At 72.4% G+C, this 6,384-nt stretch carries 7 protein-coding genes; 2 read left to right on the top strand and 5 right to left on the bottom strand.

Features of this window, described 5'->3' with window-relative positions; genetic code table 11:
* The 3 genes from CCR97_RS28645 to CCR97_RS28635 form a co-directional block, all read right to left on the bottom strand.
* The coding region (locus tag CCR97_RS28645) for a caspase family protein (RefSeq protein ID WP_201160126.1) at positions 1 to 890 on the bottom strand (890 nt) is incomplete at its 3' end.
* Between the two features lie 162 nt (positions 891 to 1,052).
* A complete protein-coding gene (locus tag CCR97_RS28640) occupies positions 1,053 to 2,546 on the bottom strand; it encodes a glycosyltransferase family 39 protein (protein ID WP_201160125.1) in 1,494 nt (497 codons plus the stop codon).
* A gap of 126 nt (positions 2,547 to 2,672) precedes the next feature.
* Positions 2,673 to 3,365, bottom strand: coding sequence for a ribonuclease HII (locus tag CCR97_RS28635; RefSeq protein WP_244670732.1), 693 nt, complete (start codon positions 3,363 to 3,365; stop codon positions 2,673 to 2,675).
* Between CCR97_RS28635 and CCR97_RS28630 the strand changes: the two genes are divergently transcribed.
* Complete coding sequence (locus CCR97_RS28630; RefSeq protein WP_201160127.1) at positions 3,337 to 3,915, top strand: GNAT family acetyltransferase; 579 nt, start codon at positions 3,337 to 3,339, stop codon at positions 3,913 to 3,915. The genes CCR97_RS28635 and CCR97_RS28630 overlap by 29 nt on opposite strands.
* On the opposite strand, the gene CCR97_RS28625 is transcribed toward CCR97_RS28630, so the two are convergent.
* Positions 3,860 to 4,297, bottom strand: coding sequence for a VOC family protein (locus CCR97_RS28625; RefSeq protein WP_111360598.1), 438 nt, complete (start codon positions 4,295 to 4,297; stop codon positions 3,860 to 3,862). The two genes, CCR97_RS28630 and CCR97_RS28625, sit on opposite strands and share 56 nt — an antisense overlap.
* A gap of 45 nt (positions 4,298 to 4,342) precedes the next feature.
* Entirely contained in the window at positions 4,343 to 5,584 is a 1,242-nt protein-coding gene (locus CCR97_RS28620) for a PA0069 family radical SAM protein (protein WP_201160123.1), read from the bottom strand.
* Between the two features lie 148 nt (positions 5,585 to 5,732).
* On the opposite strand from CCR97_RS28620, the gene CCR97_RS28615 reads away from it, so the two are divergent.
* The gene (locus tag CCR97_RS28615; RefSeq protein WP_111360098.1) at positions 5,733 to 6,317 is read left to right on the top strand and encodes a glycosyltransferase; all 585 of its coding nucleotides are present in this window, start codon (positions 5,733 to 5,735) and stop codon (positions 6,315 to 6,317) included.
* Positions 6,318 to 6,384: the final 67 nt, after the last annotated feature.

Below are 6,384 nucleotides of genomic sequence, written 5' to 3'. Positions count from 1 at the left end.
CTGCCGTACGGCGTGCCGCCGAACTGGCGGACGAAGTCCTCCAGCACGGCGAGGCTCGTGGTGTCGCGCGTGACGGCCCACACCCGCTCGGCGTCGCCGCCGCCCGAGACGGACGGGAGCGCGGGCGCCGGCGTGGACACCGCGGACGACGGGGCGGCCGCGAACTGAAACGTGCCGGCGATCGGCGACGACGACACCCAGGGCTGCTGCGCTCCGGCCGTGGTCTTCTTCACGGCGAGGCCGACCTCGTTGAAGGTCTGGAAGATGTCGAGCCCGGGTCGGCGCAGCGTGGCGGCGAGCGCCGCCGTGTAGGGGCTGTTGCCCGCGCTGCCGTCGAGCGCGACGTTGCCGGGCTGGGTGGCGAAGGAGATCAGCGTGCCCTCCGGCGCCTGCATCTGGGCGAGGCCGCTCGCCGAGGAGCGCAGCCCGCGGCCGCCGAACGGGTTGTTGCGGCAGGCGTCGAGGATGACGAGATTGAGCCGGGTGCCGGCCGCCTCCATCTGGCGGAGCACCAGCGCCGTGTCGAGCATCTGGAAGTCGATGTCGGCCTCGCGCACCGGGTTGGCGCCGACCGGCACCAGGAAGTTGGCGCCGCGCACCTGCACGCCGTGGCCGGCGTAATAAAAGAGCCCGACATCGGCCCCCTGCAGGGCGGCCCCGAAGGCCTGCACGGCGGCATCGAGTGCGCCCTTGTCGAGATCGACCTGCGGCCCGTCGCCGACCAGGCGGAAGCCGAGCTCGCGCAGCGTCTGTGCCATCAGCCGAGCGTCGCGGGCCGGATTGTCGAGCGGCGAGACATGCCGATAGGCGGCGTTGCCGACGACCAGCGCGACGCGCGTCTCGGCGCGCGCCGGCACGGCCGCCGCCGTCGCGCCCGCCACCACCATCATCACGACGCCGACCAGCACCGCGCCCCACCGCGCCACGGAGGCCTCCCGAGCAGCTCGCGCCACCGCACGGCCGGGCCGGCCGCACGGGTCGCGACCCGACTAGATCGAAGTCGCGCGAGGCGTGTCAATGGTTCAAGGACACCGGCGGCGGCGCCGCGAATGTCACTGCGGCCGCAGCATGCCCCAGCCGATGCGCATCAGCGGCAAGCGGCCCTGGATGGTGCGCGAGAAGGTCTGCGGCACCTCGGCGACGAGATCGGGGAAGCGCGCCTTGATGTCGGGCGGCACCGTGGTCGAGGTGTCGGCGGTCGGCCACAGCACGATGGCGCCGCGCTTGCGCAGCTCCTCGCCCGTCACCCACGGGGTGCGGTCGGGCGCCGCGTCGAAATAGAAGCTCGGCCGCGACGGCGCCGCGATGGCGACCAGGCTGGCGAGCCGCGGCTCGCCCGCGACGATCATCAGCGGCTTGCCGGTGCGCCGCTCGAAGGTGTCGCCGAAGAACTTGCCGATCGCCGCGGCCGGCTGGCCGATCGGCACGTCGGTCTTGGAGACGAAGGGCAGCACCGCCACCGAGGCGGCCGCGATGACGGGCGGCGCGACGAGGAGCAGGGTCCAGGCGAGGCTGGTGAGGCCCTGTCGCTGCAGCACGATGGTGTTGCCGGCCAGCACCACGATGGCGAGGCCGGACAGCACGACGTAGGGCCCGAGCCCGCCGATCGGCCCGCGGTCGCCCATGAAGGCGCCGGCGACGACCGCCCCGAGCGGCAGCGCGGTGGCGAAGAACAGCACGAAATGCCGCTCCAGCCCGGTCAGCGGCTTTCGCGCGAAGGTCGGCGACTTCTCCTTCGGCGGCTTGAGGCCGACCGCGATCAGGTACAGGAGCCCGACCCCGACATGGGCGACCACCAGCCCGCCGAGGAGCTGCCCGAGCTTCTCCAGCGGCTCGATGGCGCCACCGGCGGCGCCCGTCCACACGCCCCACACCCCCGACATGTCGACCCACAGGAGATGCGGCAGGACGATCACGGCGATCAGGAACAGCGCCACCCACGGCTCGATGCCGAGCAGCATCTCGCGGCCGCGCCGGCTCGCCACCGTGAACACGGCGATGGCGGCGATCAGGATCAGGCCCGCATACATGGTGAGCAGCAGGAGCGCGAGGCCGATCGCCATCACGTACCAGGCGCTGCGCCGCCCCTCGCCGATCACCCGCCAGTAATGGCGCAGGACGAAGACGGTGAGCGGCATGGCGAGGATCGGCGGGCCGAAGTCCGGCGTCGGCACGGTGAGCACCGCGATGCCGACCATCACCAGCACGGCCATGGCCGCGTGCCGCGGCCCGACGATGGCGCGGCCGAGCGCGAAGACGCCCCAGTAGGTCGCCACCACGCAGGCCTGGGAGAGCAGATAGACGCCCGGCGTCCCGGCGATCGCGAAGGCGATCTCGGCGAGCCAGCTCGCCAGCGGCGGCCCCCAGTAGGAGCCGAGCTGGAACTCGTGGCCGACCGCGATGATCAGCGGCAGGTTGCCGGGCGGCGCCGCATAGAACAGCGTCGGCACCAGCCACCACAGCGTCGCCTGGACGAGGGCGGCCGCCCACACCACGAGGCGCGGATTGGCGCGCAGGAGTTCGACGAACAGGGAGACGTGGAGCATCGGCGGCGGTACGCGCGGTTTCTGGCGTGGACGGGATCGGGTGGCGGACGGGACCGCCCGCGCGGCGCCGCCTCGGCCGTCCGGGGTGCGCCGGCCGTGCCGTCGTCGTAGCAAACCCGGGTGGGACTAGGAAGCGATCCGGCGCGGATCGACGCACGCCTCGGCACCGTCGGCTTCCCCGGCGCACACCGCCCGCACCGGCGCGAAGGAGCGGCGGTGGTGCGGCGTCGCCCCCAGCGCGGCCAGCGCGCGCTGATGCTCGGGGACGCCGTAGCCCATGTGGCGCTCGAAGCCGTAGCCCGGGCACGCCGCGCCGACCTGCTCCATCAGCCGGTCGCGCGTCACCTTGGCGACGATCGAGGCGGCCGCGATCGACAGCACCAGGGCGTCGCCCGACACAACCGCCTCGCAGTCGCAGGCGACCTCGATGCGGTCGCAGCCGTCGACGAAGACGAGCCGCGGGACGAGCGGCAGCGCCTTCACGGCCCGCGCCAACGCCCACAGCGAGGCCTGGCGGATGTTGTCGCGGTCGATGCGGGCCGGCGACGCCATGGCGACGCCGACCTCGGCGACCGCGCAGATGCGCTCGAACAGCACGGCGCGGCGCTCGGCGGTGAGCTTCTTGGAGTCGTCGAGGCCGCGCGGGATGCGCTTCGGGTCGAGGATCACGGCCGCCGCCACCCTCGCGGCCCATGAGTCGCCGTCCCGCTCCCCGGTCCGCCGATCCGGCCCCGCCCCATCGACCGAGACCACCGATCGCGCCGCCGTCGCCGCGGCGGGGTTCTTCGCCATGGTGTCGCGGGCCGTGTTCACGGCCATCGCGGTCATCCTGATGGTGCTGGCCATCGTGCTGGCGGGCGACGCCATGGTGGAATGCGCCCTCGCCTTCTGGCGCGGCGACGACGTCGGCGCGGCCGCGCTCGCCGGCATCGGCTATTCCGTGGTCGCCATCGCGACCTTCGAGATCGCCAAGTACCTGTTCGAGGAGGAGGTGCTGCGCGGCAGCGAGAAGCGGGTCGCCGCCGAGGCGCGGCGCAGCTTGACCCGCTTCATCTCGACCATCGCCATCGCGATCTTCCTCGAGGCGCTGGTCATCGTGTTCCGGGTCGGCAAGGACCAGGTGCCGTACCTGATCTACCCGACCTTGCTGCTCGTCGCCGGCATCGTCGTGGTGATCGGGCTGGGCGTCTACCAGCGCCTCAGCGCCGAAGTCGAGGACGCGGTCGAGGCGCGCGACGCCGAGGACGAGGACGGCGGCACGGTCGAGACCGCGCAGGCGCCGGACGCGCCGTCGCCGTCCGCCGCCGCGCGGGTCAGCCGGCGAACCGGAGACGGCCGTCCGACGAGACGGTCAGGCCCGGGGCCGTGACGACCTCCCAGAGATGGCCGTCGGGATCGGCGAAATATCCCGAATAGCCGCCATAGGCGGTCGGCGCGGCCGGCTTGACCCGCGTTCCGCCGCAGGCGAGCGCATGAGCGAGGGCGACGTCGACCTCGTCGTGGGTGTTGCAGTTCCAGGCGAGCGTCGTGCCGCGAAAGCCCGCCGGCCGCGGTGTCACCGCGACGCCGGCATCCTCGGCCAGCGCGTCCCAGGGATAGAGCGCCAGCACGCTGCCACCGGTGTCGAAGAACGCCACGGCCTCGCCCGTCTCCGCCAGCCGGCGCTGGAAGCCGAGCGCCGTGTAGAAGGCGATGCTGGTGCGCATCTCGGCGACGCCGAGCGTGATCACGGTGAAGCAGGCGGTCGGCATGGCACTTCTCCGGGCGACGATCGCGGCGGTCGCGGGCCGACGTGATCAGAACAGCTCGAGCTGCGCCGTCCTGGCCGCCGGCGGCACGAAGTGCTCGACCGTCAGCGCCGTGCGCCGCAGGTTGAGGCCGAGGCGGTCGCAGGCCTTCTCGAAGCGGCGGCCGAGCATCCAGGCATAGGGGCCGGAGCCGGTCATCCGCTGGCCGAACTTGGCGTCGTAGTCTTTGCCGCCGCGCATCTGGCGGATCAACGTGAACACGTGCCGCTCGCGGTCCGGAAAGTGCGTCACGAGCCACTCGCGAAAGATGTCGCGCACCTCGAGCGGCAGGCGCAGCAGCACGTAGCCGGCGCCTTCCACCCCGGCCGCCGCGGCGGCGTCGAGGATGCGCTCGATCTCGGTGTCGTTGATGGCCGGCACCAGCGGCGCCACCATCACGGTCGTCGGCACGCCCGCCTCGGCGAGGCCGCGCAGCGCCGCGAGCCGGCGCGCCGGCGTCGGCGCCCGCGGCTCCATCAGGCGCGACAGCTTGGCGTCCAGCGTCGTCACCGACAGGGCGACCCGCACCAACTTGCGTTCCGCCATGCGCGAGAGAATGTCGAGATCGCGCAGGATCAGGTCCGACTTGGTGACGATGCCGACCGGATGCCCGGCCTTCTCCAGCACCTCCAGGAGGCGCCGCATCAGGCCGGTCTTGCGCTCGATCGGCTGATACGGGTCGGTGTTGGTGCCGATCGCGATGGTCTTCGGCACGTAGCCCTTGGCGGCGAGCTCGCGCTCCAGAAGCTCGGGCGCGTCCGGCTTCATGAACAGCTTCGACTCGAAGTCGAGCCCGGGCGACAGGCCGAGATAGGCGTGGGTCGGCCGGGCGAAGCAGTAGACGCAGCCGTGCTCGCAGCCGCGATACGGGTTGATCGAGCGGTCGAACGAGATGTCGGGCGACTCGTTGCGGGTGATCACCTTGCGGGCCGTGTCGGTGGTCACGGTCGTGGCGAAGGGCGGCAGCGCCTCCAGGCTCTCCCAGCCGTCGTCGAAGGCGACGCGGGCGACCGGCTCGAAACGGCCGGACGCGTTGCTGACGGCCCCGCGGCCGCGCCGGCGCTCGGCCGCGACAGCGGCGGAACCGGGGAGGCTGCCCGGATGGGCCTGGCTCGGGTGAACCTGGCTCGGGTGAACCTGGCTCGGGTGAACCTGGCTCGGATGAACCTGACGAAGGGCGGCCTCGGCACCCAGGCGGGCGTCGATGCGGGCCGGATCGGGCAGGCGGCGAAGGGCGGATGCTGCGCTCATGGAGAGAAACATAAGCGCAGAATGAGAACATAACAAGAACAATTAACCGTGATGGCGGCCCCTACCAGAGTGTCGAATTCTTCGCGATTGAATCGAATTTCCGGTGCCGCCTCCGTATAGTGGCCCCGGAAGAAGGGGCACGAGGGTCATGCTGAGCGTCGTCATTCCGACCCGCGATTGCGAGCGGGCCCTGGTTCGCACCCTGGCCGTGCTGGTCGGCGCGGCCGTCGCCGGCGCGGTGCGCGAGGTGATCGTCGCCGACGGCGGCTCACAGGACGAGACCACAAAGGTGGCCGAGATCGCCGGCTGCAACGTTCAGGTCTCGCCCGACCCGCCGGCGGCGCGGCTGCGCGCCGCGGCGACGGCGGCGCGCGCCTCGTGGCTCCTGTTCCTGCGGCCCGGCGCGATGCCCGACCCGGCCTGGGCCGAGGAGGCGATCCGGGTCGTCGAGGATCTGGAGCGGCGCGGCACGCTCGAGATGGCCGCGGTATTCCGCATCGAGCCGGCCGGGAACCCGTCGCTCGGCGGCCAGGCCATGGCGCTGCTGCGCGAGGCGGTGCGGCGACGCCCATCGCCGGACCAGGGGCTGCTCATCGGCCGGCGCTTCTACGACAGCCTCGGCGGCCACCCGGATGGCGCGGCGCCGGAGGAAGCGCTGCTCGATCGCATCGGCCGGCGGCGGCTGATCAGGCTGCGCAGCGGCATCACGGGCGGAGAGTCGACCGGCATATAGTTGACTCAGTCAACTATTCATGTGACGGTCGCGGCGGCTCCACCGGACCGTCTCGCCATGCCCCTGC

This window comes from Rhodoplanes elegans, assembly GCF_016653355.1.
Lineage (GTDB): Bacteria > Pseudomonadota > Alphaproteobacteria > Rhizobiales > Xanthobacteraceae > Rhodoplanes > Rhodoplanes elegans.
The sequence above is the reverse complement of the archived record's forward strand: the minus strand, read 5'-3'. Positions and strand labels throughout refer to the sequence as shown.